Source organism: Kordiimonas sp. SCSIO 12603, assembly GCF_024398035.1.
In the GTDB taxonomy this organism is placed as follows: Bacteria; Pseudomonadota; Alphaproteobacteria; order Sphingomonadales; family Kordiimonadaceae; genus Kordiimonas.
Map to the genome: position 1 here is coordinate 1948931 of NZ_CP073748.1, position 26410 is coordinate 1975340.

Sequence of the window (26410 nt, forward strand, 5' to 3'; positions counted from 1 at the left end):
GGCATGAGCGAATATACGGATTTAATAAAACAAATACCGCTTGACCCTCGGCCTGATCTTCCAATTTTCTCTAATATACTTGAGTTATATTACTCAAAGCGTGGCTCCAAAATTCTCCCCAGTTGGTCTGATTTCATCATTACAGATTTCATTGGCTGGCACGCAAATATGGCGCTGTCTGAAAAGGAGGGCGGAGATTTCCGGTTTCGTATTTTCGGAACTGGATTTGCCGATTTATTTGGATCAGACTTCACAGGAAAACGTCTTTGTGAATCGATGGCTGCAGGGCATACAGAAGCCTGTAAGGCACACTTCGTTAATCTCGTGCAGGAAAAACATATTGGTTGGGTAAAGGGCAATTTACCGATCGAAGGGCGTGATTTCTTACCCTTTGAAGTGATAGATTTACCCCTGCAGGATGATAATGGCGAAGTAACCAAATTTTTGCATTTTATCAGTGTATAACTGCTATGCGCTGTCGGCTTGATTTGCTTTGAAATCGCCAGATGATTTAAAGTTATACCCCAAGAGCTTTAACTGTTTATCATCAAGTTTAAAGCTAAAGGTTTCATAGCCGAAACCATTTACAAATTTAGTTTCAAAAGACACAACAACTATTGTGCCTTCTTCGGTGGTGGATCGCCAATTAAAGCCGGTACGGTTTCCTGAAATGCGTTCACCGGTTAGATTTCTAATATCGGCAATATTTTTTTCGAAAACTTCAATATCCATTTCTGTTTTAAGATCAGGATGGGCCATATCATCATAGATGGCGGAGAATGAACGAGTGTTATAAAGCGCCTGAAAATCTTCAATAAGGGGCTTAACTTCTTCAAGTCTTTCGCTGACACTGCAGCCTGCTATCGTAAGAAAAAGAAAAAACAGGCTGGTTTTCAGTAGACGCATAAGAAATCCCCCACAAATATGTGAGGGATTGTAATCAGTTAAGTTTTAGAATTCTATCTTAAACCTGAAAAACCGGGTGGCTTTTTGCTATATCTTCCGCTTCAGGCTTTGGTGTGTCAGTTGGCATAGCCTCATAAGGTAGTGAATTACCTTTTGGACGTTCTTCAACCGCTTCGATTTTCATAGGCTGTGTCTCAAGCCCAAAGACTTCATCAAAGGTTTCTTTAATCACAACATCGAAATCATCCATGGTGATAGGCAGGCCTAAATCAGCCATGCTGGTAACACCGTGTTCTGAAATGCCGCATGGAACAATACCTTGGAAATGGCTGAGGTCGGGCTCGATGTTTACAGCAATGCCGTGATATGTCACCCAGCGCTTAACCCGAACGCCGATTGCGCCGATCTTATCTTCTTTGCCAGCGCCGCGTTCTACCCAAACGCCAACTCGGCCATCGCGGCGTTCAGCTGTTACGCCGAATTTCGCTAAGGACTGGATCATCACTTCTTCGAGACTATAAACAAATTTGCGAACGTCACGCCCGCGCTTTGTAAGGTCTAAAAGGAAGTAAACTACACGTTGCCCTGGGCCGTGATAAGTATATTCACCACCTCTGCCGGCATCATAAACAGGGAAGCGGTCAGGATCGATCAAATCAGAAGGATCAGCACTGGTGCCCGCTGTGTAAAGCGGCGGATGTTCCAGAAGCCACACCATTTCTGGTGCTTCGCCTGCACGAATCGCCTTCACACGCTCTTCCATCTCTTCCAGAGCTTGTGGGTATTCGATTAGTTCGTCACTAATACGCCATTCAAGTGTGTGCGGCATGTTCTGTACTCCTGTAACCAACAAGCGCTTCATACTGCTTTTGCCGAGTAAAGCCAAGATATAAGCGTATGCGGAAGATTCTTGAAGTGAAGCAAGCTTTTAGTTAATTGTTTGATAACGGCTCCTGTGCAACATTGCAGGAGAAAAGAGGTATTTATGAATTTTCATGCTGCAAATCGAGTCTCGGTAGAAATCACAGTGGTGCTTGGGCGCACGCACATGCCTATTCGCCAGCTCTTGAAGATGGGCCGTGGCGCGGTGATTGATCTGGATGCAAAGCATGAAGATGAGTGTTGGATCTATGCCAATGGTGAACTTATCGCACGTGGTGAGATTATCATTGTTGGTGAACGCATTGGGGTGACCGTTACCCGTATGATGAGTGAATTGCAGATTTAGGCTTCCTATTTTCAGTTGTTTGAAAAATGTAACATTTTTCTCTTGCCAGTTTTGATCTCGCTTGTTAGATAAGCGCCCGTTCCGCGGCCGTGGCGGAATTGGTAGACGCGCAGCGTTGAGGTCGCTGTGGGATTAAGTTCCCGTGGAAGTTCGAGTCTTCTCGGCCGCACCATTTATCTCTCGGGATAAATTGTAAAAAAAGAGCAATCACTTCATGTGGTTGCTCTTTTTTTGTTTGGTTATTGCTACAGTCTAAAAAGATTTTGCGATGAAAAGCCTGAAGTCAACATCGGATGTCGCATCGGTTAATCCGAATAAGGTACTTGCCTCCATTGACCAGCCATCACCTAGCTTTGCCGAAACCGCAGGCCCAACCGAATGGTTTTGATTTCTGAAGTCAGGGAAGTCCGCTGTGGAACCGTAGGTGTTAAAGGATTGGACCTGTAGGTTATAAATGGAGTTTACCTGATACCGAAGGCTAGAGCGTGTTTGAAGGAAAATGCCGTTGTTACGGTTATCCCCAAATTGTAGCTGAGCCAAAATCAGAGCGCGCGCTGTCCATTTCTCGGAAAGAGGGATATCGCTTGTCCAGTTGAAACTCACTAGATTTGGGCGGTCATCGCCTAACAATAAATCCACGCGAAAAGCGGAATCGAAGCCGTTTTCCTCACGGTTTAGGAATTGGTACTGGGCTTCAAACTGAACAAGATCGAAATCGAAGTCACTGTTAAGAGTATCAGCACCTTGGACAACTGCTCTAAGTCTCAAATTATCAGTGACACTTTGCTGATAGTGAAAACGGCTTACTACACGTGATGGCCTGCCATCTGATTCCGGGGCGACTGCAACACGAAGTTCTGCTGCTTTGCTACCGGGCGTTACTTTGGGGCCAAATACTCCACCAACGTTTTGAGCGGAGGCCTCGATTGATACTAAGAGTATTGTTAAGCTTGCTAATACCAGCGTAGCAATACGTAAAGAATGAGTAACCAACATAAAATCCTGCTGTTCAGCTGATTTATCAAATCAAACTGCTTTCCTGTCTTATTACGACTGCGGGTGTCGCTATTGAGTATGATTGTAGATGAATTATCTACTTTGGTTTTTTTCTAAAAACATGCTCATGTTTTGTAAAATGACGATCTGTTGAAACCGCCAAGTTAAGGCTGCCTTAGCATCGTTTTTTGGAAGAGGAAATAGGTATCGGAAGAAAGTGGGGTTATCTGTTGAACAAGAAATGTAGTTTGTAGCGGTTTGAGGTATTTACAAAAAGAACAACCACCTCATGTAGCTGCCCTTTTTGTGTTTTGATATTATTCAACAGCAGTAGCTGATTTAGCGCGTGACGCTTGGTAAGCAAACATAAGTGGCCAGAGATAGTTGATAGAACCAAAGATGCGCTGTGTCAGACCTTGATAACCTTCAGGGTCAAACCCGTTCAACGCCAACCAGAGATAAAGCATGGCTGACAAGCTAACAAAAACCGTTATGGCGTGGAGTTGTTTCCTGATTTCATGATCCTGAATGTCGAGGAGACAGAGGGCAGGGGCAAGAATACTGAAAATACCAATGATATACAGTCCGTGCATAGGTCCGCCCATTGGCCAAATGCCATTCGCTACCATGGAAATACCGAAGATGATCCAGCACAGGCTGCCAGCAGAAAAAGTGCACTGAGAAAACCGCCAAACACCTATGCCAAACAGTATCAGGGCGGCGCCTGAAGATAGGGCTGCGATATTGGCGATAAAATGCGCTGTATTATCCTGAAGTGTCATAACACTTACATGTGAAGCTATGGGATTATAGTCCACAGCAAAAAAGCCAGCGATTGTGGATAGAATAAGCCAGGCTGGCAACGGAATATATCCCGCCTTGACCAGCTGATTTCTTGTTGCAATATTCATATAGCCTCCCCATTCAGCCTGCCTGATATAGGCGAGGGCTGACCCCTTGATAGACTAAATGTGATCTGTTGGTTTGTGAAGCACTCTTTTAGCGTGTGGTTACATACCAACTACGAAAGAAACATTAGTGGTGCCGGAACCGCCAACATTATATGTGGCAAATGTTTTAGCGCCGCCAATTTGCATATCACCAGCTTGGTCACTTGTTTGTCTGTAGGCATCAAGCAGCATGCGAACACCTGTTGCACCTACGGGATGACCTAGGCCGATAAGACCGCCAGACGGATTCATTGGAAGTGAGCCTGTGCGCTCTAGCATACCGTCTTCAATAGCTTTCCAAGCCTCACCAGGGGCGGTAATGCCAAAATGCTCAATCGCCATATATTCTGTGATGGTGAAACAGTCGTGGGTTTCAATACCGTCCAGTGCTTCAGGGCCGGAAATGCCAGCTCGCTTGTATGCGTCCGTAATGGCTTTTCTCGTCCAAGGTAGAATGTGCCCATTTGATCCCTTGGAAGCAGCAAATTTTGTCGCAAGCTCCATAGGCGCAGTAGTGTGGCCCCAGCCTTTAATACGAGGAATGGCTTCAACGGGAATACCGTGTTTGTTAGCATAGTCTCGTGCTTTGTTTTCTGTCGCTAGGAATACAACAGCAGCGCCGTCTGTCACTTGTCCGCAGTCATGGCGTCTCATCCAGCCTTCCACCACGGGGTTGGCATTGTCATCGGCTAAGAAACTCTCTTCTGTGAAACTCCAGTTACGACTTTGGGCATTGGGGTTTTGTTTACCGTTATCGAAATTCTTTTTTGCAATGGCGGCTAAGTGCTCACGCTTAAGACCGTATCTTTCTTCATATGTTTCTGCGAGGTCGGAGAACAGGGATGGCCACACATAGGTACGTCCGTCAGTTTCCTTGCCGGCCCATGCTGCGGTGCCCAAGTGGTTTGCAGCAATATTGCCGGGTGCATTCCGCATAAGTTCCACACCAAGCACGCAGGCAAGATCATATCGGCCTGCCTCCAGATCAGCCATAGCGGCCAGTGTGGCCAGTGAGCCTGAGGCACAAGCTCCTTCATGTCGAGATGTTGGAAGGCCTGCAAAATCAGCATGGATATGGCCCATAAAGCCGCCGAGCAAACCTTGGCTGGCGAACAGTTCACCAACAAAGTTACCAATATGAATGACTTCTACATCTTTTGCATCCAGCGCTGTTTTCTCAAGACCGGAGAGAACGCAATTCTGCATCAACTCAAAAATTCCGAAGCCCTCGCGTGCCCAATTTCTTGAAAAATCAGTCATTTCCCCGCCGAGGATAAAGATGTCTTTAGCCATAATTCATGCTTTCCATTGAAAGTTACTTGCATAACAATACTTACTGGTTCATACATTTGTCAATTGTCCTTTAATGATGAGGGGAGAAATCACATGGCAGTGGAACTTGTTAAAGAATATGAAAGCTCGATCAAAGAGAATGATCACCCATATATGAATGGGCCGTGGGCGCCTGTGCATAAGGAATATAATATCACCGATATGGAAGTGATTGGGGAAATTCCAACGGATATTGATGGTGTTTATCTTCGTAATTCTGAAAACCCAGTGCATCAACCACTGGGCCGTTATCATCCATTTGATGCCGACGGCATGCTCCATATGATGAGCTTTAAAGACGGCAAAGCAGAGTACCGTAACCGCTTCATCCAAACCCGTGGTTTTAGGGCTGAACAAGAAGCTGGTGAAAGCCTTTGGGCTGGATGGACAGCATATCCGGTTAAATCCAAACGTATCGGTGAATGTGCTCAAGACGGATTGAAGGATGCCTCCTCAACTGATGTGGTAGTGCACGCAGGCAAGGTGATGACAACTCATTTCCAGTGTGGTGAAGGTTACAGGCTTGATCCATATACGCTTGATCAGCTTGGAATTGAAAGCTGGACACCGATTGAAGGAATTTCAGCGCACACTAAAGTGGATGAAAACACTGGCGAGATGATGTTCTTTAACTACGGAAAACATCCACCATATCTGCACTATGGTGTTGTAGGCGCTGATAATAAGCTGAAGCATTATATCCCTGTGGAAATTAATCGCCCAAGCCTTCCGCATGATATGGCCTTCTCTGAAAACTACTCAATTCTCAATGATTTCCCGATGGCATGGATACCTGAAATGATTGAACAGGATATTTTCATGCCGCGCTATGAGGCAGATAAGCCTTCTCGTTTTGGTATTGTGCCACGTTATGGTAACCCGGAAGACGTTAAGTGGTTTGAGGCAAAGCCAACATATGTTCTTCACTGGCTCAATGCATACGAGGAAGGGGATGAGATCATCCTCGATGGCTATTTCCAGGGCAACCCAATGCCTGAACCACTGAAGGACCAACCAAAACGCTATGCGATGATGATGGCACTGGTTGATCTGAATTCTCTGCAGGCGCGTCTTCACCGTTGGCGCTTTAACCTGAAAACAGGTGAGACAATCGAAGAAGATCTCGATGATGAAGTGCTTGAGTTCGGTATGTTTAACCAGAAATATGCTGGTAAGAAGTACCGCTATGCATATAGCGCCAAGCCCAAGAAAGGAATGTTCCTTTTTGAAGGGCTTGTAAAACACGATCTGGAAACGGGTGAGAAGCAAACCTGCATGTTTGGTGAAGAACGTTACGGTAGTGAAGCACCATTTGTGCCGCGCATTGGTTCCAAATCAGAAGATGATGGCTATCTGGTTTCTTTTATCACAGATATGAAAGAGAACCGCTCTGAATGTGTGCTGATTGATGCGCAGAATATTGAAGCAGGGCCTGTATGCCGGATTATTCTTCCGCACCATATTTCAAGCGGTACCCATGCAACATGGGCGAATGGGGAAGATATCCGCGCAGCAGGGTAGAGCTTCGACATAACAATAAAAAAGGCTGGGACAGTTTTCTGCCCCAGCCCTTTTTTGTATCTGTAATATCCGTTAAGCGCTCTTACGTGGTGGCATCGGAATGAAGCCACTTGTTGATGCTTTGTAAGCTTCATACTCCGGATACTTTTTAGACATATGACGCTCGGTTAACGCTTTGCCGCTTACTTTCACAAGGAAGAAGGTCATCACGAGCGGGCTGAATACTGTGTAGATGCCGTATGGCGACGACAGGGCGATAATAGTCAGGCCAATCCATACCATTGCGTCGCCGAAATAGTTGGGATGGCGTGTCCATGACCATAAGCCTTGTGTCATTAATTTGCCCTGGTTTTCAGGGTCTTTTTTGAAGGCTGTAAGCTGATGGTCACCAACAGCTTCGAAGAAAATGCCGATAAACCAGATGGCAGCGCCGATATAGCCGAACATTGTTGTTTCATTGCCTTCAAGGCCAAGCATACCAAACTGAACAGGGAATGAGATTAGCCACGAAAGTACACATTGCATGCCGAAAACAAACCAGAGGCTTTTGATAATGAATGGTCCGTCACCACCGGCTTGCTGGCGCATTCTCACATAACGGTAATCTTCACCGTGAGGCAGGTTCCGTTTACCAAGATACAGGCCTAATCTTAAAGCCCAAATGCTCACCAGCGTTACCAGCAGTAGCTGCATTGGGTGGCCATTTGAATGGTTTATGTAAGTAACAACACCGGGTAGTGCGCATGCCGGACCCCAAAGAATATCGACGATGCTGGCATCTTTTTTAAAAATGCTGATGACCCAGAATGTCAGAAAAACGAGAGCCGAAATGCCGAGGCTTTCGAGCGCGATTGATGTAAGTTGATCCGACATTTTAAATCCTTTCAATAATCATGGCCGAGCCTAAGCCAGCTGCGCCTGAAATAGCAACCATGCCCATAGTTTTATCTTGACGTTCAAGCTCATCGAGTAGTGTACAGAGGAGGATACCGCCCGTTGCCCCCATAGGGTGCCCGAGCGCGATAGCGCCGCCATTTACGTTTAATTTATCTCTGCTAATCCCAAGTTCCTGCATAAAGAGAAGGCATACCGCTGCATACGCTTCATTAAACTCAAACAGATCAATATCATTGGCCGACATGTCAGCTTTTTTCAGGCAATCCCTTGCAGCTTCAATGCCGCCGGTGAGAGAAAGAAGAGGATCGCCGCTTAGGTTGGAAACTGCTTTAATCTGGGCACGAGGTTTAAGTCCGGCGGCTTTTCCCGCATCAGCAGAACCAAGCAAGATTAAGGAAGCAGCATCAGCGAGAGCAGGGGCTGATCCTACATGATGAATATGGTTTACTTTATTATATTCCGGGTATGTGTGCAGGAATGTTTTATCTGCGGCTGATGAGTTCATGATATTTACGAGACTATCAAAACTCGCCAGTTTTTCAGCGGTGGTGTTGGGCCTTACTGTTTCATCGTGAGCAAAATGGCCATCATCAGTGCTTATAGATATGATTGAACGCTCAAAACGGTTTTCCGTTTCAGCGATGCCTGCGCGTTTTTGAGATTCCGCGGCGTAGGTATCGGCTTCCTCGCGTGTAATATCTGTTTTTGTTGCTACAAAATCAGCCGCTGACCAGAGCGGGGAAAAGGAGCAGGCTTGCATAGTTGCCGGATCGCTGTAGTAGGGCCCAGCGTCGGAAAAAGGCGCAACCCGAGACATGCTTTCAATACCGCCTGCCAGTAACAACTTACCTGAAGTTGGCGCTTTGAGCGCTGCTATCTGACACGCATCAAGGCCGGAACAGCAAAAATTATTCACTGTCATCGCAGCGACGTCAGACGGGAGGTTTGAGGAAAGGGCGAGGGCTCGGGCAATATTCCCGCCTTGTTCGCCGGTTTGCGTGACACAGCCCAGAATAAGGTCTGAGATATGTAGTTTATCTGTATGCCTCATTTTGAGTGCATCAAGTAAAGTTTGCCCTAATTCTATGGGCTTGGTTTTTGTCAAGCCGCCACCGGGTTTTACAGCGCCGCGCCCAGTTCGGACACCATCATAAATATACGCATTCACTTAAATCTGCTCCCCTCAGTATTTTAAGTAACTTTCATAACAATACTTACTATTCTCGTTAGAAGTCAAATAGAACTGTGCCCGACGTGGACAAGGACCATTTTATCTATTAACAGATAGGGAAGAAGATGACCTTATGAGCCTGATATTTAATGAGCGAAACCAAGCAAGATACTACTGGCGCTATTGAACGTGCGATTGATGCTCTATGTGATACGCCCACTTTACTTTTGCTCGAAGGGGCTTGGCTTGGCGTAAAACGGTTCGATGAATTTCAGCAAAAAACCGGCCTTATGAAAGCTATGGTCAGCAGCCGCCTTAAGAAGATGGTTGAGATTGGTGTGCTTTATAAATCAGCCTACTGTCAAAAGCCGCCACGATATGAGTATTTATTCACCGAGATGGGGCTTGATCTGTTTCCTGTCGCAATGATGATGCTGGATTGGGAACAGACATGGTCTGATCAAGAAGGGCGCATTCAGGTATCCCTTTCTCATAGTGTTTGTAAGGCAGGAAATGTAAAGCCCGTTTGTAGTTGTGCCGAATGTAATACTGAGGTTCGTATTCAGGATGTGGAGCATATCATTCATGCAGAAAGTGGTGCGGCTATCGGCGGTTACAGTAAACGGCGCAGGCAGGCGGGACTGGATAGAAAATCTACGGTTCTTTTTGATGAAATATCGGAAATATTCGGAGACCGGTGGCTCAGCCTCCTGATCCGTGCGGCGTTTTTGGGGAGTAAACGATATGATACCTTCCTTGAAATGACGGGTATTTCTTCGAACATATTAGTGAGCAGGCTTAACCTTGGTATTGAAAAAGGTTTATTTGTAAAACGAGCTTACCAGAGCAACCCAGAACGGTTTGAATATCTGCTGACAGAGAAAACATATGCTCTCTACCCTATATTGCTTTTCCTTGTGAAATGGGGGGATTGCTGGTTTGGGGAAAGTGCTAAAAATTCTGTGGAACTTGTTCACAAAGCATGTTCAGAAAAGCTAGCGCCACAAATTTCCTGTAGCCATTGCGGTAAAGAGATGACAGTTTTTAATACCAGTTTTAAAGTGGCGGAACCCAAGAGTTAATCATGTATTATTGTTTCTGTTCTAAGTTTTAGAAGGAACAAGAAATTAGTTTATTTGATGTAAAAGTTTACAGTTGCAAACGTTGGGGCGACCCAATAAGAGACTTGCAATATACGGCGGTTTATCTTTTCCGCGCATGCAGAGCTTTATAATTTAGATTTAGTATCTTTTGAGGGAGGGCAGACATGGTTCTTGAAGAACAGACACCAGAAATTAAAGACCCTCAAAATAATGATGCCGAAGCCCAGCACCACGAAGTGCAAACTGATGTGCATATGGATAGGGATTTTGTTCAAACCCTTCAATATGCGCTTCGAAAAGATGATGAAACCAAGATTCTTGAGCTTTTAGAAGAAGTTCATGCCGCAGATGTTGCTGATATTCTTGAGGTTTTGTCTTCAGGGCAGCGGACAAAACTTATTGCGCTTATTGGCGCGAATTTCCCGGCGGAAGTTCTTGCTGAAATTGAAGGTGAAGCGCAGGACGATCTCTACGAGCAGCTCCCCAATGAACAAATTGCGGAAGCGGTTACCGAGATGGAAACCGATGATGCGGTTTACGTTCTCGAAGAGCTGGATGAAGAAGACCGTGCTGAAGTTCTTGAGCAGCTTCCCACTGATGACCGGGTCGCGATTGAAGAAAGCTTAAGCTATCCGGAAGACTCCGCGGGCCGTTTGATGCAGCGAGACCTGTTCGCGATCCCTGAATTCTGGACAGTTGGGCAAACGATTGATTATTTGCGCTCTGATAGCGAAGATATCCCTGATGACTTCTATGATGTTTTCATTGTTGATCCAACGCATAAGCCGATCGGTTCGCTGCCGCTTTCTCGTATATTGCGTACTGCACGGGAAACAACAATTGCGGATATCATGCGTCGGGACATCTTTAAGATTGAAGCGGTAGCCGATCAGGAAGAAGTAGCATATCAATTCAGTAAATATCACCTTATCTCTGCAAGCGTTGTGGATGATGCAGGGCGACTGGTTGGTGTGATTACCGTAGACGACGTTGTTGATGTAATTGGTGAAGAAGCTGAGGAAGATATTCTTGCTCTTGGTGGTGTTAGAGACGAATCTGGCCTTAATGAAAGCTTTATAGAGATCACTCGGGGTCGATTTACTTGGCTGTTTGTAAATTTGCTGACCGCAATCCTTGCTTCTGCTGTAATCGGTATGTTTGAAGCTACAATTGAGCAGATGGTAGCGCTCGCCGTTTTGATGCCAATAGTAGCATCTATGGGCGGTAATGCGGGCACACAGACTATGACTGTTTCTGTGCGTGCGATTGCCACCAAGGAACTTTCTTCATCAAATGCGCTGCGTGTGCTTGTTCGAGAGTTTACCGCTGCTGGTGTGAACGGAACAGTGCTTGCCGTAGTTTCTGGTTTGGTAGCATGGTTTTGGTTTGATAGCTTAATGCTTGGCGGCGTATTTGCAGCAGCTATGATATTCAATATGGTGGTTGCAGGGCTTTGCGGGCTTTTAATCCCGATGGGGCTCTATAAAATGGAGATTGACCCAGCAATTTCATCAAGCGTTTTTGTAACTACAATTACTGATGTTGTTGGTTTCTTTGCATTTTTGGGGATGGCAGCTCTCTTCCTGCTGTAGAGCGCTGGTTAGGACACATACGTGAACAAAGGCACCGTTTTACTGGTTGATGATGAACTGATTGTCTTGCAGTTGCAGGCGGCAGCTGTGCGCCATTTTGGTTTTGAAGCCATCATGGCAGATACGGCAGAAGAAGGACTGCATCTGGCTGGGAAACATAATCCATCTTTGATTATCAGTGATGTCCAAATGCCCGGTGAGGGTGGTTTTGATTTTGTAAATGGCCTCAGGCGGCGCGGCATTAAAACCATGCCTGTTATGTATCTTACTGGCTATGATGACATTATTACTGTGCGTGATGGGCTGAAAGCTGGAGGGGATGATTTTATTATCAAAGGCGGCCCTGTAGAAAACCTCCGCAAGCGCATTGCCTTCTGGATGACAAGTGGGTTTGTTGGCTTGCCAGATGAACTAAGAAGGCGTGCAATTGACGCTGTATCCCAAGATAATTGTGAGGGATTTTCCGGTATAGAGAATTATTTCGCGGGTGATGATTTCCTTGTGGAACGGGCTACATCTCAAATGCGAGAAGAGGTGAGTTCACTGCCTGAAAACTATGGTTTCCGGATGATCGAACGTGTGTTTTTCATGGCGCGTCTTTCTCACATTGTTATCACCCAGTGTAGCGGATTTGGGGACCTTGTTCGTTTCCCTGAAGCACTGGACCGTATTACAAGAATGCTTGATATGCCTTGGTCTAAGGATATGTCTGCTCTTTATGGTGAGTATGAATACTGGACGCAGGATATTCGGTTTGTCAAAGCTGGCGCTGAACCACTTAAACCTTTTCAGGATTATCAGTGGCCTAATATCTGAATTCTGTTCGCCGAACTGCTATACCATCTCAGCTCAAAAAGATTCCCTTTTGAAATCAAATCTTTAAAGCATATGTTGTGGCAATATATGCATAAAATCTGGTTAGCTATATTTCAGGGGGATATTTTGAATAATTTAATGAAGACAGTAGCCATAGGGGCTGTGATGGCTTTTTCTTTCGCTGTAGAGGCAGAAGAAAAAGTTGATTTGGATATTGTTTCTAAAATCCGGACAGAGGGTTTCGCAAATTCACAAGTTAAGAGCATTCTTCAACATTTGACCGATGATATTGGGCCGCGCCTTACTGGAACGCCAGCAATGTTGGAAGCTAACAATTGGACCAAAGAAAAGCTGGAGGAATGGGGGTTAAAGAACGCTAAGCTTGAAGGATTTGAATTTGGCCCGGGCTGGACGATGGAAGGCGTCCGGGTGTTTATGACTGAGCCACGTAAAACTCAGCTTTATGCCATGCCTATCAGCTGGCATCCGGGTACAGAGGGTGTGCTTGAAGCTGAGGTGATATATGCGCCTATCCGTTCCAAGAAGGATTTTGAAAAATATAAAGGCAAGCTTGAAGGCAAGCTGGTAATGGTGGATCGGGTTCGTGATCAACGTGAACCAACAAATAAAGTATTCCGGCGACATGATAAAAAAGGTCTCGCTAAAATACAGAAGTTTGACACGGACATTGGCGGTAATGAGATTGATGGTTGGGTAAGCTATAAGAGCTTTTTCTATGAATTAGGCATGTTCCTAGAAGCAGAAGGCGCTGCGGGAATTATTCGCCGTTCACCGCGCACAGGCATGCTTATTGAAGCATCTGGCTACCGTCACCTTGAAGGGTTAACGGCAAAAATCCCAGGCGTTCGTTTAGCTGCGGAACATTATGCTCGTGCTGTTCGTCTTCTCGATGAAGGAGAAGAGGTGAAAATGAGCCTTGATGTGGATGCAACTTTTCACACAGGCGATATGAATAGCTATTCCACTATTGCTGAAATCCCGGGGAAGGGTAGAAAGCCTGAGGTTGTTCTCGCTGGGGCACACCTTGATAGCTGGTTTGTCGGTGATGGTGCGGTGGATAACGGTGCAGGTGTTGCTGTTGTAATGGAAGCTGTTCGTATCCTGAAAGCTATTGGTGTTGAACCAAAACGCACTATTCGTGTAGGTCTTTGGGGTGGTGAAGAACAGGGGTATTATGGTTCTCAGCAGTATGTGATGGATCACTTGGCTTCGCGCCCGGAAAATACAGATGAGCGTCTGAAATATATGGCGCCATATGAAAAACACTACCGCCAGTTCCCAATTACCAAGAAACCGGAGTTTGATAAATTTTCAGCTTATTTCAATCTGGATAATGGTTCGGGTAAAATACGCGGTGTGTATGCGGAAGGTAATTCAGCGGCGGCTTCAGTTTTTAAGAAATGGTTGAAACCATTCCATGATCTTGGTGCTAATACAGTAACGTTAAATTCAACAGGCGGCACAGATCATGAAGTGTTTGATGATATTGGGTTACCGGGCTTTCAGTTTATTCAGGATCCGTTAGATTACGGCTCGAGGTTGCATCACAGCCAGCTTGATGTGTTTGACCACGCTTATATAGAAGATCTGAAGCAAGCATCAGTAATTATGGCGAGTTTTCTATACAACGCCGCTATGCGTGATGAAAAAATGCCGCGCAAGCCGATGCCGCAAGCAGAGAAATAGAATTTTGGAAAGAGCTTTAAGGCGCTAAGGCGCCTTAATCGCCATATTATCCAGAAGCCTGATGTCACCTAGGCGCGCAACAGAAACCACTCTGGCTTCTTCGGTAATTTCATGAATTTCATGCAGTGTATCTTTGTGAACAATTGATACGTAATCTACAGCAGTGAACCCCGCTTTAAGTAAGGCATCAGAAGCCTCACCTTCCAGGACGCGTAAATCCTCGCCAGCTTCTGCCTTGGAAACGAGTTCTTTCAGTATCACATTAAAAGTGCCAGCAATCCTGCGTTCTTTTTCGCTTAGGTAAGCGTTGCGGGATGAAGCCGCCAAACCATCACTTTCCCTAATAAGTTTGCCACCAAGAATTTGAACAGGAATATCCAGATCACGCGTGAACTGCCGTATAACGGCTAACTGCTGATAATCTTTTTCCCCGAAGATCGCTACATCCGGTTGGCACTGCATAAAAAGTTTTGAGACGATTGTCGCAACACCGTCAAAGTGACCAATTCGGTTGGCTCCCTCTAGGATCTCACTAAGACCATCAAGGGTAACACGTGTTGTGTGCCCACTTGGGTACATCTCTTCAACGGAAGGAGCGAACACAATGCTTGCCGGGGTGGCTGCTAATTTTTCGCGGTCAGATGCTTCTTGTCTAGGGTATTTATCTAAATCTTCATGCGCGCCAAACTGAGTTGGGTTTACGAAGATGGAGACGATAATACGGTCAGAATGTTCTGTAATAGCGTTTACCAGTGAAAGATGGCCATGATGGAGGGCTCCCATAGTGGGAACAAGGCCTACGCGCAGTCCTTCTTTTTTCCATTCAGCGACCAAGCTGCGGATCTCACTAATGGTGCGCACAACAGGTGTCATTTTAGGCATTTTAAGCTCTTATGAAGTAGAATTGGTGGCGAGAGCTGCATTATCCAGCCCGCCTAATTCATTGTAATTAATGATAGAAAGCAGATCGTTTACATAATCCGTTCCGCGCTCTGAATATTCCAGAAGAGCAGGGGCAAGCGCAGCGCCCGTAAGGATAAGAGAGTGTTCCCTGAGTTCAGCACGTCGGCGGCGCAGTTCTGCATAACTGGCATGCCTGTTTAAGTTGGTCATATAACTGCTTACACTATCTAGCAGGTAGTTAAATTTTTTGATGCGGTGGGTTTTACCTTCTTCTCTGGCACCAGGTACACAGCCATCATCGTTTTGGTCCCATGTCCACTGCCCAAATAAAGCATTGCATTGCTGTGCGAACTTACTTGTACCCCAACCCGTTTCGATAGCAGCTTGAGCGATTGCGAGAGAAACCGGCACAACATCAATTTTGTAGAGAAGTGCGTCGATCGATTGAACAGAAGGTATTTTATCAAGTTTTACGCGGTATTTTTTTGCTGTTCTTGTCAGCCAGTCATTTTCAGCACCGCTAAGATCATTTTTTTGCTCAATCTTGTCTCTAAGTGTGAGAAGGCGACCTCTGTCCGCGATGATCAGCTCATTAGATCGGAGGATGATCGGCAACATGGCTGACATGAATAGCCGTTTTTTCTCATTCGCATTTGGAATGTTGGGCAGAATATCAGGAAGGCGCGTAAGGTATACGCGTGGTACATCTTCCATTTCATGCATATCTTTATCCAACAACTGAGAGAGCTTTGCAGTAAGCTCAGCCTTACCTTTTGGCGGATATTGGTGTGCCAGATAGTTTGGTTTATCTGGGACAAAAGCATCTTCTCTGGATACACTAAGCATGTGTCTCGCAATGCCGATTGGGATAAGGGCCAATAGCGCTGCAAAGAGCAAATATGCCATAAATATACGCAGTTTATTGCGCACGATCAGTGTATCTCCCTTACTATTTTTTCTATATAATGATCATATAGAATATAGCATTTGGCAAAATTATGGATGCACAACTATTAAAGCATCGTTACAAGTGATGTTTTGCACCATTTTAGTTCTGTGTAAAGGGAGGAGGCTTCATGCCCGATAGTGCGGCTCAAAATCAAGGTCCGGTAAACGGCAGGCCATATCTTATTGTTCTTGGTAATGAAAAGGGTGGTTCTGGTAAGTCTACAACGGCAATGCACATCGTTATCGCTTTGCTGCGTGATGGATACCGGGTTGGTACAATTGATCTTGATGCGCGGCAAAAAAGCCTAACTCGCTATATCGAAAACCGACAGGCTTTTTGTAAAGAAACCGGTCATACATTGCCGATGCCGGAAGTTCGAGTGATTCCTCGGTCTGAACATCGTTCTTCGGATGCGGCGGAAGCTGATGAAAAAGAACGATTTGAAGCGGCTTATATTGAACTTGCGGATAAAGTGGATGTACTTGTCATCGATTGTCCGGGAAGTGATACATATCTGTCTCGTCTCGCGCATACCGCTGCTGATACGCTTGTAACGCCTGTAAATGATAGTTTTGTTGATCTTGATTTACTTGCTCGTGTGGACGCGGATACCCATAAGGTGATTGGACCAAGCCTTTATGCGGAAATGGTGTGGAAGGCGCGTCAGCGTCGTTCTATGGCTGATGGTGGTCAGATTGACTGGATTGTACTTAGAAACCGTGTTGGGTCGCTACATGCGAAAAACAAAGAACGTGTTGAAGGTGTTTTAAGCGAACTAACCAAACGGATTGGTATTCGTTATATTCCAGGGTTAGGTGAACGTGTGATTTACCGTGAGTTATTCCTGAAAGGCTTAACACTGATGGACCTGAAGGATACAGGCGGTGTTGATGGGAAGGGGCTCTCGATGTCTCATGTCGCGGCTCGTCAGGAAGTTCGGAACTTGATTGATGGCCTGGCGCTTTCTTTCCGTGAAAACGCAGTTTCATGATTGCCTATCTCGGCATAGGTATCTTGCTCGCGGGTGCTCTTATGGTGCTCCTGAACTGGTGGGCGAATACAGATGTGAAAACTGCTAAATCAGCAGTCCTTTGGGGAATTTTCCTTGTTTGTGGTTTGTTGGCTTTGCTTCTTATCGCTTCGGGTAAGGGCATTGCTGCCATTTTCCCTGTCGGGGTTGCTCTTTGGAAAAGTCTACCTGTATTGAAGGGGCTATTAGGTGGTAGTCGCAATCAAGGTGGTGAGACGCAAGGGAGCAGACAGTCTAGTCTCACTATCAAAGAGGCTTATGATATCTTAGGGCTAAAACCCGGTGCAACTGATGAAGAGATACTGGCAGCCTACCGTAAGCTAATGGCCAAATGCCATCCGGATACAGGCGGGAATGATTGGATGGCTTCAAAACTCAATGAAGCAAAAGATATTTTGTTAAAATAAACGTGAAACTTTTTCTTTTAAGCTGCACTTAACAATCCAGACTATATAGTAGTACCGTATTGTTTATTAGTGTTTGATTTGGCTTTGTTGGAAAAGTTTTGTTCAAATATTTTGTCATCTTTGTAGGTGTAATTGCCACGGCTACCGCAGTTTATGCTGAGGGTGAGCCCATTAGAATAGGCCTGCTGAGTAATGTACCACCTTATGTTCAAAGTAATCCGACCCGAGGGCTGGAGCCTGATCTTATTCGTGCGGTTTATGGGTACTTAAATAAGGATGTGAAGCTTCAGCATATTCCTATTCTCCGCATGGACTATATGCTCGAGGAAGGCAAAACGGACGGTGTCGCAATATACAGATCTGGCAAAGTTGCTTGTTTTGAAAGCGATATCTTTAATTTATGGCATGATGGCCTTTTGATACATCCGGATATGAAAGGTCGTGTAAATAGTTTGGATGACCTCGCAGATCTTTCTGTAGGTAGCTTCCCTAACGTGGATATTGTGTTGCCAGATGTTGCTCCCAAGTTACCAATTAACTCAGCTACATATGTAACGTTACATGATAGTCGGCTCGTTTATGATATGTTCAAAAGTGGCAGGCTGGATGCTTATATTGGAGATTATTGGGTTCTTGAAAGCATCCACAAAAATCAACTAAAAAAGCCTGAATTGAAGCCGTTTCATCTTGTCAAAACTTTTACACCTACGGAGCGTAGAGTGTGCTTTGGTAAGATGCAAAACAGAGATGAATTCAATAAAGGGCTTAGGGCTATTAAGCGCTCCAAAGAATATGATGCCATCCAATTGAAATATAAACCTGAATAATTAAGTCTATCTGCTTAATTCAAGCGTTGATTTTTTCTGTCAGCCCTGACAATTTGGGCTATTAATTTAATTATTGAGGCTATCATGACCGCACATACTTTTCATTCAACTGTTCTTCGTGAATATGATATTCGTGGCATTGTTGGAGAAACCATCAGCACAGCTGATGCAAATGCCCTCGGCAAGGCATACGGTACGCAGGTTAAGCGTGAAGGTGGTAAAACAGTTTGTGTTGGTTTTGACGGTCGTGTTTCTTCGCCAGACCTTTCAACTGCCTTGATGGAAGGGATCGCCAGTACAGGCGTGAATGTTCTCAATGTTGGCCTAGGCGGCACACCAATGCTGTATTATTCGGTTTTTGAGCTGGATACTGATGGCGGCATTATGGTGACAGGTTCCCATAACCCACCAAATTATAATGGTTTTAAAATCATGAAGGGCAAGAAGCCTTGCTTTGGTGAGGCTATTCAAAGCCTGGGGCAAACAGCTGCGGACGGTGATTTTGAGACTGGAACGGGTACCATTGAAGAAGTTGATATCTTTGACCGCTATATTGACCGCCTGATGCGCGACGTAGATATGCAAGAATTCAAAGTTGCATGGGACCCTGCGAATGGCTCAGCAGGCCCTGCGGTGGAGGCGCTCGTAAAGCGCCTGCCTGGTGAGCATATTGTGATCAACGCAGATGTGGATGGCACATTCCCTAATCACCATGCGGATCCAACTGTTGAGAAGAACCTGCAGCAGTTGAAAGATGTTGTTGCAGCTGAAGGCTGTGATATGGGGCTTTCCTTTGATGGCGACGGTGACCGTATTGGTGCCGTAGATAGCCAAGGTCGTGTTGTATGGGGTGATCAGATGCTCGCTGTGATGGCTGGTGATCTGCTTAGAGAAATTCCGGGTGCACCAATCATTGCTGATGTTAAAGCGAGTCAGGCACTGTTTGACCGTATCGCGGAACTTGGTGGTGAACCAGTTATGTGGAAAACAGGGCATTCGCTGATTAAATCGAAAATGGTGGAGCTTGAAGCGCCACTTGCAGGTGAAATGTCAGGCCATATTTTCTATAAACATAAATTCTATGGTCATGATGATGCCATATACGCTGGCATTCGTTTCCTGAATGCAGTTTCAAAGCAGGGCGGTGATCTTGATGCCCTTAAGGATGGTTTGCCTGCCGCTATTAACACACCAGAACTTCGATTTGACTGTGATGAAACTCGTAAGTTTGAAGTGGTAAAAGAAGTTAAAGCGCGGCTTGAAGAAGCTGGTGCTAATATGTCTACAGTGGACGGTGTACGCGTGCAGACTGAAGATGGCTGGTGGCTCCTGAGGGCTTCTAATACACAAGCTGTGCTTGTGGCGCGCTGTGAAGCATCATCAGAAGAAGGATTAGAGCGTTTGAAGGTTGCCCTTGTCGGCGCTCTAGAGGCTTCTGGTGTAGCTGCGCCAACAGACCTGTAGAAAAAAATCAGAATTCACGACATGTTTACCCTTTTAATGGACACTTTAAGCGTTACATTAAAAGGGTAACAGTTTCGGAGGACGGTTCTTGTCTGATAAGGATAAAGATCAAGGAAATAATGAAAATGGCTCAGGCACTGGCCTGCTGACCAAGCCAGAAACGAAAACCAAAAAACCATCAATGTATAAAGTTATTTTGCTTAATGATGATTATACGCCGATGGAATTTGTTGTGCATATCTTGCAGCGTTTTTTCCGTATGACCATGGAACAGGCAACAGACGTTATGTTGCAGGTTCATCAGAAAGGCGTCGGAATTTGTGGTATATTTACCTATGAGGTTGCTGAAACCAAGGTAAACCAGGTTCTGGCGTTTGCTAAACAGCATGAACACCCTTTGCAGTGTACGCTGGAAAAGGAATAACTATTCGCTCAGAAAATAGCTGCGAATAGATTTATGACCGACTAAGGATTTTTTATAGTGCCAAGTTTTTCACCACATCTGGAAGATACGCTCCATAGAGCGCTTAAAGAAGCTAATGATCGCAAGCATGAATATGCAACGCTTGAGCATCTTCTTTATTCTCTTCTTGATGATCCAGATGCAGTGGCAGTGTTGAGAGCATGCGGTGTAGATATCGATACATTGCGCGAACAGTTAATTGATTACCTTGATGAAGAAATGAATAGCCTGAAGGTAGAAACCGATGGGCTTGAAGCAACGCCAACAGCTGGTTTCCAGCGTGTTGTGCAGCGTGCGCTTCTTCATGTTCAATCTTCCGGCCGGGAAGAGATGACAGGAGCCAATCTTTTGGTGGCGCTTTTCTCTGAACGTGAAAGCTATGCTGTTTTCTTCCTCCAAAGCCAGGATATGACACGGCTTGATGCTGTAAGCTATATTTCGCACGGCATCGCAAAAGTACCGGGCTTTGATGAAGAGCGTTCCCCTAATGGCGTGGATGATGATATTGAAAATGTAGCTTCAGAAGCCGCTGATGCAGGTGAAGCTGCGCAGAAAAAACAGCAGGAAACAGCGCTTGGTGCTTACTGCGTAAACCTGAATGAAAAAGCTAAAGATGGTAAGATCGATCCGCTGATCGGTCGTGGGTCGGAGCTAGAGCGTGCTGTGCAAATTCTCTGCCGCCGTTCGAAGAACAACCCATTGCTTGTTGGTGATCCAGGCGTTGGTAAGACAGCAATCGCTGAAGGCCTTGCTCGTCGTATTGTTGAGGGCGAGGTCCCCGGTGTACTTGATAATGCTGTTATTTTTGCACTAGATATGGGAGCGCTGCTTGCGGGTACTCGCTACCGCGGTGATTTTGAAGAACGCTTGAAATCTGTGGTGAAGGAACTGGAAGCCAAGGAAGGCGCGGTTCTGTTTATTGATGAAATTCATACCGTGATTGGCGCAGGCGCTACGTCTGGTGGCGCAATGGATGCATCAAATCTGCTTAAGCCCGCGTTGGCGAATGGCAGCATTCGCTGTATGGGGTCTACGACCTACAAAGAGTTCCGTAGCCATTTTGAAAAAGACCGAGCTTTGTTGCGCCGTTTCCAAAAGATCGATGTGAATGAGCCGTCTGTTGATGATGCGATTAAAATTTTGAAGGGCTTGAAGCCTTACTATGAAGAACATCACAGTGTTCGCTATACGGCGGATGCTATTAAAACTGCGGTAGAGCTCGCAGACCGTTACATCTCTGATCGTAAACTGCCTGATAAGGCGATTGATGTAATTGATGAAACGGGCGCTGCTCAGATGTTGTTGCCGCCGTCACGCCGGAAGAAAACTATTGGTGTGAAGGATGTGGAAGCAGTTATTGCAACAATTGCTCGCATTCCGCCGAAATCGGTATCACGCGATGAAAGCCGTGTGATGCAAACGCTTGAGAAAGATCTGAAGCGTGTCGTATTTGGCCAGAATAGCGCAATTGAAGCACTTTCCGCAGCTATTAAGCTTTCTCGTGCAGGCCTGCGAGAACCGAATAAACCAATTGGCTCTTATTTATTCAGCGGCCCCACAGGTGTTGGTAAAACGGAAGTTGCTCGTCAGCTTGCAAGCCTGCTTGGTGTGGAATTACACCGCTTTGATATGTCTGAATATATGGAGCGACATTCCGTTTCGCGCCTTATTGGTGCGCCTCCAGGTTATGTTGGGTTTGACCAAGGTGGTTTGTTGACTGATGCCGTAGACCAACATCCGCACTGTGTGCTTTTGCTGGATGAGATTGAAAAAGCGCATCCTGATCTCTTTAATGTGCTCCTGCAGGTTATGGATAACGGAACACTTACCGATCATAACGGTAAGAAGATTGATTTCCGTAATGTTATCATCATCATGACCACAAATGCCGGTGCCCGTGAGCTCAGCAAAAATAGCATTGGCTTTGGCCGTGATACGGATGATACGGCAAGTGATGAAGCTATTAAACAGACATTCAGCCCTGAATTCCGTAACCGTTTGGATAGTGTCGTACCGTTTGGCTTCCTGCCGCCAGAAGTGGTTGCTCGTGTTGTAGAGAAGTTTGTACTGCAGCTTGAAATCCAGCTTGCTGACCGCAATGTTGAACTTTCTCTTACAGAAGAAGCGAAAAACTGGTTGGCGGAAAAAGGTTACGACAAGCTTTATGGTGCTCGTCCGCTTTCCCGCGTTATTCAGGACAATATCAAGAAGCCGCTCGCCGATGAACTGCTGTTTGGCAAGCTTGCAAAGGGTGGCGAAGTGGTTGTGAAGCTGAAAGATGATGAACTGACGTTTGAAATCATTCCACATGTGACAGCCGCACAGAAGAATGCTACTGGCCCGTCAGCAGGCGGCAAGGAAGAGCGCACACCTGAGCCGGTAAAATAATCCATGATTATTGAAACTGAACGTTTAATCCTGCGTCCATGGACGCAGGGTGATAAAAAGCCGTTTGCTGCGATGAATGCAGACCCTGAAGTGATGCGTTTTTTCCCAAGTACGGTAGGTGAAGAGCAATCGAACGCTGCTGTTGACCGAGCCATTCAACACCAAAAAGATTATAGTTTTTGTTTTTGGGCTGCTGAGTTGAAGGCCGACGGTCAGTTTGCAGGTTTTATTGGCTTACAGCATGTCCCAGATGCCTTGGAATGCGCGCCAGCGGTGGAAATTGGTTGGCGACTTGCACGCAATACTTGGGGGCAGGGATTAGCACCTGAAGGAGCCCGTGCCGCGCTTCGCTACGGGTTTAATGTTCTTAAGCTCGACGAAATTGTCTCTCTAGCACCAAAGCTTAATAAACCATCACTTCGTGTGATGGAGAAAATTGGTATGACAACAGACGCAGTTGATGATTTTGAACATCCACTTCTCTCGGAAGATAGCCCTTTAAGACCCTGTGCTTTATATAGAATTAAGCGCTAACCCTTTTTGAAAGGGGTGTGTTTTGAAAGAATTTTTGCTTCAAACGCAATCTGATGTTTTTCTTGTCTCAGGAAGTTTGCAACGGCGTCTCTGAAGCCTTCATTGACAATCCAGTGGGCACTGTATGTTGTTGTAGGAACATATCCTCTTGCAAGCTTATGTTCACCTTGCGCACCCGCTTCGACGGTTTTAAGACGATGTTTGATGGCATAGTCTATTGCCTGATAGTAGCAGGCCTCAAAGTGAAGGCAGGGGTGATCTTCTATGCAGCCCCAATAACGGCCATAGAGGGTTCCGCCACCAATCAGATTTAGGGCACCTGCAATAGGGTTTCCATCGCGTTCACATAGGAATAAAACAATGCTTTCGGGCATGGTTTCACCGATAGTTTGGAAGAATTCCTTGTTCAGATAAGGCTGGCCCCATTTTCGAGCGCCTGTATCCAAGTAGAATTCAAAAAAAGCATCCCAATGTGCGTCCGTAATATCAGCTCCCTGAAGCCAACGAATAGTGATGCCATTCTCAGTAGCTGTTCGTCTTTCTTTACGGATTTGCTTTCTTTTTCTTGATGATAGATCTTGTAAGAAATCATCAAAGGTATCGTAGCCATCATTTTGCCAATGGAATTGTTGAGCGTGCCGTACAAGAAAGCCATTTTCTTCAGCGAGTTTGGCTTCAACATCTTCTATGAAGGTTAAATGGCTTGATGAAATACTTAATTTTTCTGCCGCGGCAGCAACACCAAGAAGAAGCTGAGATTTGATATGGGCATCATTGTGTTTAACAAGCAGTCGAGGGCCGGTAACTGGTGTGAAAGGAATACTGGATTGAAGCTTTGGGTAATATGAACCGCCTGCATTTTCGTAAGCGTTTGCCCAGGCATGGTCGAAAACATATTCGCCGTATGAATGTGATTTCACATATAGCGGTACTGCTCCCACCAGAATGCTGTCTTCATCTCTCAGGCACATGTGATAGGGCTGCCACCCTGTTTCAGCGGCTACCGAACCGGATGTTTCCAGAGCTGCGAGAAAAGCGTGGTTTACAAATGGGTTACTACCCGCGAGTGCGTTCCAATCACGCGCGGGTATTTCGTTAATATCAGGAATAAGCTCTAGCTTAAGCTCAGTAGCTTTCACCACTTTAGAACCTTATGATTGATCACCAATAACAGCAGGAGCTTCAAAAATTAGGGCATCTGCATGCTCGCGTCCAACTTTTTCCTGCATATCTGTTCTTACGGTCCATGTTAGCAGTGGTTTGCCTGTTTTTCTCCAGCGCTCGCAGGCGCTGTTAGGCATAAGATTAATATCGCAGGCGATAAAGTCAGGTTTGGTTTTCCTGAGGACAAATGGCCACATCAGGCGGGCTTTCCAGTTTAGAAGCATTTCTCTGCCAACCACCAAACCACGAGCATATTTAGGCATATACTGCCTGAACCACCGCACGATGCGAGGGTCAAAGCTCATAACAGCGACTGGGCCAGCATAGCCTTCAAAGCAGTGGCGTACACCGGCACATACTTTTTGAATATCGTCATGTTCGGGTGATTTGATCTCAATAAAAATTGGGACACGACCATCAACCAGATCTAGCACATCGGCAAGGCTTGGCATCGGTAGACCCGTTTTTCCGACTGTATATTTTTTCAGTTGCTGGAAACCCCACTGATCAACAGAGCCTTTACCTTCTGTCAAACGTTCCAAGGTGGCGTCATGAAAAACCACTACGATATTGTCAACGGTGGCTCTGACATCTATTTCAACTGCGTATCCTGCTTCAACAGCGGCCTGAACCGCAGCCAAAGAGTTTTCTTCTCGTTCACTCCCCGTGGTAAACAAACCACGGTGGGTAATATCGAGATCGGTTATCCAAGGAAAACTTCGCTTAGGAGCTTTTGCTGCCATAAATCCTGCTATTCAATTTCAACAAGTGCATCAATTTCTACTGGAACATTCAGGGGCAGGGCGTTTGTGCCAACCGCTGAACGGCTATGACGACCCTTATCACCAAATACTGCTACCATTAGATCACTGGCTGCATTGATTACTTTTGGCTGATTGCCAAAACCGTCAACGCAGTTCACGAAACCCCCAAGTTTAACAATACGCTTAACACGGTTTAGATCACCGTTCGTGGCTGCTTTCAGTTGTGCAATAATGTTCAGGCCACATAATTTTGCGGCGGCACACGCATCTTCTTCTGAAACTGTATCACCCACTTTTCCTTCAAAAGCGAGTTTGCCGTCCTGCATTGGAATTTGGCCTGAAACACTTACTAAGTTACCAGTAACAATAAATGGTAAGTAATTTGCCACCGGAGCCACAGGCGTTGGAATATCAATACCAAGTTCTTTTAGATTTGCTTCAACACTCATGATTAAACTCCAAAACAGATCGATTAATAATTTGGTAACTATATTAGATATTGCCGTACAAATGTCTACAGACAATAAAAAAGGAGCTTCAAACAGAAGCCCCTTTTGTGTGAACAGATGAGGTTAATCTTTTATGCCGTGCGCAGGTGTTTCCCGCGGCGGGTTTGTTTGTCGTTATACATTGCCATATCAGCGGCTTCTATAAGTTCTGCCGGATCAGTGGCGCCATTGAATGGTTGAATGCCAAGGGAGCATTTTGCCGGGATTTTTGTATCGGCGAATTCGATGGTGAGTTCATTTACGGCGCGTTGGATTGCCCTAAGGCGCTTGCGACCTTGATCTTCCGAACAGCGTGTTAGGATGATCGCGAATTCATCACCTGAAATTCTGGCTACAATATCTACCGGGCGAATTAGTTTGGTCAGTAATTTAGCCACGCGGCGTAGCAGTAGATCACCTGCGCTGTGACCGTATTCGTCGTTGATGGCTTTGAAACCGTCTAGATCAATAAACCCGAGAACACCTGATTCACTGTGTCGTGCAGCTGATGAAAGCGCACGGCCAAGTGCAGCGCGAAGGCCTCTGCGGTTAGGAATACCAGTTAGTTCATCGGTTACAGAAAGCTGTTCTAGATAATTGATACGACTTTCCTGTTCTGCCATACGCTGTTCGGCGGTAGCCGCATAACTTAGAACTTCCGTAATCAATTGCCAGCCATCGCTATCAAACTTAACGTTTGCATTGGCGGCATTCTTCATAAGTTTGCCAGCAAGCGTGCTGATATAAGGGTTGATTTCAGCGCGTTCTGACAGTTTTTCTTTTGATTGTTCAATCACACTAACCTCCTCA

At 45.7% G+C, this 26410-nt stretch carries 26 protein-coding genes, 1 tRNA gene and 1 pseudogene; 15 read left to right on the forward strand and 13 right to left on the reverse strand.

The annotated features are described in order from the left end of the window. The first annotated feature begins 3 nt into the window (after nucleotides 1–3). The gene (locus tag KFE96_RS08915) at nucleotides 4–465 is read left to right on the forward strand and encodes a PAS domain-containing protein (RefSeq protein WP_255832283.1); all 462 of its coding nucleotides are present in this window, start codon (nucleotides 4–6) and stop codon (nucleotides 463–465) included. A gap of 3 nt (nucleotides 466–468) precedes the next feature. On the opposite strand, the gene KFE96_RS08920 is transcribed toward KFE96_RS08915, so the two are convergent. Together KFE96_RS08920 and lipB are read right to left on the reverse strand one after the other, a co-directional pair. Further along, nucleotides 469–906: a hypothetical protein gene (locus KFE96_RS08920; protein WP_255832284.1), complete on the reverse strand. Its 438-nt coding sequence runs from the start codon at nucleotides 904–906 to the stop codon at nucleotides 469–471. Between the two features lie 199 nt (nucleotides 907–1105). Continuing rightward, nucleotides 1106–1735 (reverse strand): annotated as a pseudogene (gene lipB, locus KFE96_RS08925) (lipoyl(octanoyl) transferase LipB); the annotation flags it as partial. Nucleotides 1736–1891: 156 nt separating this feature from the next. On the opposite strand from lipB, the gene KFE96_RS08930 reads away from it, so the two are divergent. Both KFE96_RS08930 and KFE96_RS08935 read left to right on the forward strand, forming a co-directional pair. After that, complete coding sequence (locus KFE96_RS08930) at nucleotides 1892–2134, forward strand: FliM/FliN family flagellar motor switch protein (protein ID WP_255832286.1); 243 nt, start codon at nucleotides 1892–1894, stop codon at nucleotides 2132–2134. 83 nt (nucleotides 2135–2217) lie between these two features. Next, nucleotides 2218–2306, forward strand: a tRNA-Leu gene (locus KFE96_RS08935). 80 nt (nucleotides 2307–2386) lie between these two features. Here the strand turns inward: KFE96_RS08935 and KFE96_RS08940 are convergent. The 3 genes from KFE96_RS08940 to KFE96_RS08950 all read right to left on the reverse strand — a co-directional run bounded on the left by KFE96_RS08940 (nucleotide 2387) and on the right by KFE96_RS08950 (nucleotide 5373). Beyond that, on the reverse strand, nucleotides 2387–3130 hold the full coding sequence (locus KFE96_RS08940) for a transporter (protein WP_255832287.1): 744 nt from the start codon (nucleotides 3128–3130) through the stop codon (nucleotides 2387–2389). A gap of 317 nt (nucleotides 3131–3447) precedes the next feature. Continuing rightward, nucleotides 3448–4041: a DUF998 domain-containing protein gene (locus KFE96_RS08945; protein WP_255832288.1), complete on the reverse strand. Its 594-nt coding sequence runs from the start codon at nucleotides 4039–4041 to the stop codon at nucleotides 3448–3450. Nucleotides 4042–4140: 99 nt separating this feature from the next. Beyond that, entirely contained in the window at nucleotides 4141–5373 is a 1233-nt protein-coding gene (locus tag KFE96_RS08950; RefSeq protein WP_255832289.1) for an acetyl-CoA acetyltransferase, read from the reverse strand. Nucleotides 5374–5466: 93 nt separating this feature from the next. Here KFE96_RS08950 and KFE96_RS08955 point away from each other — a divergent pair, with 93 nt between their 5' ends. Then, the gene (locus tag KFE96_RS08955) at nucleotides 5467–6933 is read left to right on the forward strand and encodes a carotenoid oxygenase family protein (protein WP_255832290.1); all 1467 of its coding nucleotides are present in this window, start codon (nucleotides 5467–5469) and stop codon (nucleotides 6931–6933) included. 72 nt (nucleotides 6934–7005) lie between these two features. On the opposite strand, the gene KFE96_RS08960 is transcribed toward KFE96_RS08955, so the two are convergent. Together KFE96_RS08960 and KFE96_RS08965 are read right to left on the reverse strand one after the other, a co-directional pair. After that, on the reverse strand, nucleotides 7006–7806 hold the full coding sequence (locus KFE96_RS08960) for a DUF1295 domain-containing protein (protein WP_255832291.1): 801 nt from the start codon (nucleotides 7804–7806) through the stop codon (nucleotides 7006–7008). A 1-nt stretch (nucleotide 7807) separates the two neighbouring features. After that, a complete protein-coding gene (locus tag KFE96_RS08965; protein ID WP_255832292.1) occupies nucleotides 7808–8998 on the reverse strand; it encodes an acetyl-CoA C-acyltransferase in 1191 nt (396 codons plus the stop codon). Nucleotides 8999–9150: 152 nt separating this feature from the next. Between KFE96_RS08965 and KFE96_RS08970 the strand changes: the two genes are divergently transcribed. The 4 genes from KFE96_RS08970 to KFE96_RS08985 all read left to right on the forward strand — a co-directional run bounded on the left by KFE96_RS08970 (nucleotide 9151) and on the right by KFE96_RS08985 (nucleotide 14219). Next, nucleotides 9151–10083 (forward strand): helix-turn-helix domain-containing protein, encoded by a 933-nt coding sequence (locus KFE96_RS08970; RefSeq protein ID WP_255832293.1) that lies wholly within the window; start codon nucleotides 9151–9153, stop codon nucleotides 10081–10083. A 185-nt stretch (nucleotides 10084–10268) separates the two neighbouring features. Beyond that, nucleotides 10269–11696 (forward strand): magnesium transporter, encoded by a 1428-nt coding sequence (mgtE, locus tag KFE96_RS08975; protein ID WP_255832294.1) that lies wholly within the window; start codon nucleotides 10269–10271, stop codon nucleotides 11694–11696. 21 nt (nucleotides 11697–11717) lie between these two features. Beyond that, a complete protein-coding gene (locus KFE96_RS08980) occupies nucleotides 11718–12512 on the forward strand; it encodes a response regulator (RefSeq protein WP_255832295.1) in 795 nt (264 codons plus the stop codon). A 126-nt stretch (nucleotides 12513–12638) separates the two neighbouring features. Beyond that, nucleotides 12639–14219 (forward strand): M20/M25/M40 family metallo-hydrolase, encoded by a 1581-nt coding sequence (locus KFE96_RS08985; RefSeq protein WP_255832296.1) that lies wholly within the window; start codon nucleotides 12639–12641, stop codon nucleotides 14217–14219. A 24-nt stretch (nucleotides 14220–14243) separates the two neighbouring features. Here KFE96_RS08985 and panC read toward each other — a convergent pair whose 3' ends face one another. Continuing rightward, complete coding sequence (gene panC, locus KFE96_RS08990) at nucleotides 14244–15101, reverse strand: pantoate--beta-alanine ligase (protein ID WP_255832297.1); 858 nt, start codon at nucleotides 15099–15101, stop codon at nucleotides 14244–14246. A 9-nt stretch (nucleotides 15102–15110) separates the two neighbouring features. Beyond that, nucleotides 15111–16052: a glucosaminidase domain-containing protein gene (locus KFE96_RS08995; protein ID WP_255832298.1), complete on the reverse strand. Its 942-nt coding sequence runs from the start codon at nucleotides 16050–16052 to the stop codon at nucleotides 15111–15113. A 146-nt stretch (nucleotides 16053–16198) separates the two neighbouring features. Here KFE96_RS08995 and KFE96_RS09000 point away from each other — a divergent pair, with 146 nt between their 5' ends. From KFE96_RS09000 to KFE96_RS09030, 7 genes are all read left to right on the forward strand, one after another. Beyond that, the gene (locus tag KFE96_RS09000; protein ID WP_255832299.1) at nucleotides 16199–17062 is read left to right on the forward strand and encodes a division plane positioning ATPase MipZ; all 864 of its coding nucleotides are present in this window, start codon (nucleotides 16199–16201) and stop codon (nucleotides 17060–17062) included. Continuing rightward, on the forward strand, nucleotides 17059–17508 hold the full coding sequence (locus tag KFE96_RS09005; RefSeq protein ID WP_255832300.1) for a DnaJ domain-containing protein: 450 nt from the start codon (nucleotides 17059–17061) through the stop codon (nucleotides 17506–17508). The genes KFE96_RS09000 and KFE96_RS09005 overlap by 4 nt, the downstream gene beginning before the upstream one ends. Before the next feature lie 98 nt (nucleotides 17509–17606). After that, nucleotides 17607–18335, forward strand: coding sequence for an ABC transporter substrate-binding protein (locus KFE96_RS09010; RefSeq protein ID WP_255832301.1), 729 nt, complete (start codon nucleotides 17607–17609; stop codon nucleotides 18333–18335). A gap of 84 nt (nucleotides 18336–18419) precedes the next feature. Next, nucleotides 18420–19799, forward strand: coding sequence for a phosphoglucomutase/phosphomannomutase PgmG (gene pgmG / locus KFE96_RS09015; RefSeq protein ID WP_255832302.1), 1380 nt, complete (start codon nucleotides 18420–18422; stop codon nucleotides 19797–19799). 142 nt (nucleotides 19800–19941) lie between these two features. Further along, complete coding sequence (clpS, locus tag KFE96_RS09020) at nucleotides 19942–20223, forward strand: ATP-dependent Clp protease adapter ClpS (RefSeq protein ID WP_370650576.1); 282 nt, start codon at nucleotides 19942–19944, stop codon at nucleotides 20221–20223. Nucleotides 20224–20280: 57 nt separating this feature from the next. Next, nucleotides 20281–22650, forward strand: a complete 2370-nt coding sequence (gene clpA, locus KFE96_RS09025) for an ATP-dependent Clp protease ATP-binding subunit ClpA (RefSeq protein WP_255832304.1) — start codon at nucleotides 20281–20283, stop codon at nucleotides 22648–22650. Nucleotides 22651–22653: 3 nt separating this feature from the next. Further along, complete coding sequence (locus KFE96_RS09030; protein WP_255832305.1) at nucleotides 22654–23184, forward strand: GNAT family N-acetyltransferase; 531 nt, start codon at nucleotides 22654–22656, stop codon at nucleotides 23182–23184. Here the strand turns inward: KFE96_RS09030 and KFE96_RS09035 are convergent. The 4 genes from KFE96_RS09035 to KFE96_RS09050 all read right to left on the reverse strand — a co-directional run bounded on the left by KFE96_RS09035 (nucleotide 23181) and on the right by KFE96_RS09050 (nucleotide 26397). Continuing rightward, complete coding sequence (locus tag KFE96_RS09035; RefSeq protein ID WP_255832306.1) at nucleotides 23181–24326, reverse strand: GNAT family N-acetyltransferase; 1146 nt, start codon at nucleotides 24324–24326, stop codon at nucleotides 23181–23183. The two genes, KFE96_RS09030 and KFE96_RS09035, sit on opposite strands and share 4 nt — an antisense overlap. Before the next feature lie 9 nt (nucleotides 24327–24335). Next, nucleotides 24336–25091 carry a glycerophosphodiester phosphodiesterase family protein gene (locus KFE96_RS09040; protein WP_255832307.1) on the reverse strand — a complete coding sequence of 252 codons (756 nt, stop codon included), beginning with the start codon at nucleotides 25089–25091 and terminating at the stop codon, nucleotides 24336–24338. A gap of 8 nt (nucleotides 25092–25099) precedes the next feature. Next, nucleotides 25100–25561 carry a RidA family protein gene (locus KFE96_RS09045; RefSeq protein ID WP_247018155.1) on the reverse strand — a complete coding sequence of 154 codons (462 nt, stop codon included), beginning with the start codon at nucleotides 25559–25561 and terminating at the stop codon, nucleotides 25100–25102. A 131-nt stretch (nucleotides 25562–25692) separates the two neighbouring features. Then, nucleotides 25693–26397 (reverse strand): GGDEF domain-containing protein, encoded by a 705-nt coding sequence (locus KFE96_RS09050; protein ID WP_247018164.1) that lies wholly within the window; start codon nucleotides 26395–26397, stop codon nucleotides 25693–25695. Nucleotides 26398–26410: the final 13 nt, after the last annotated feature.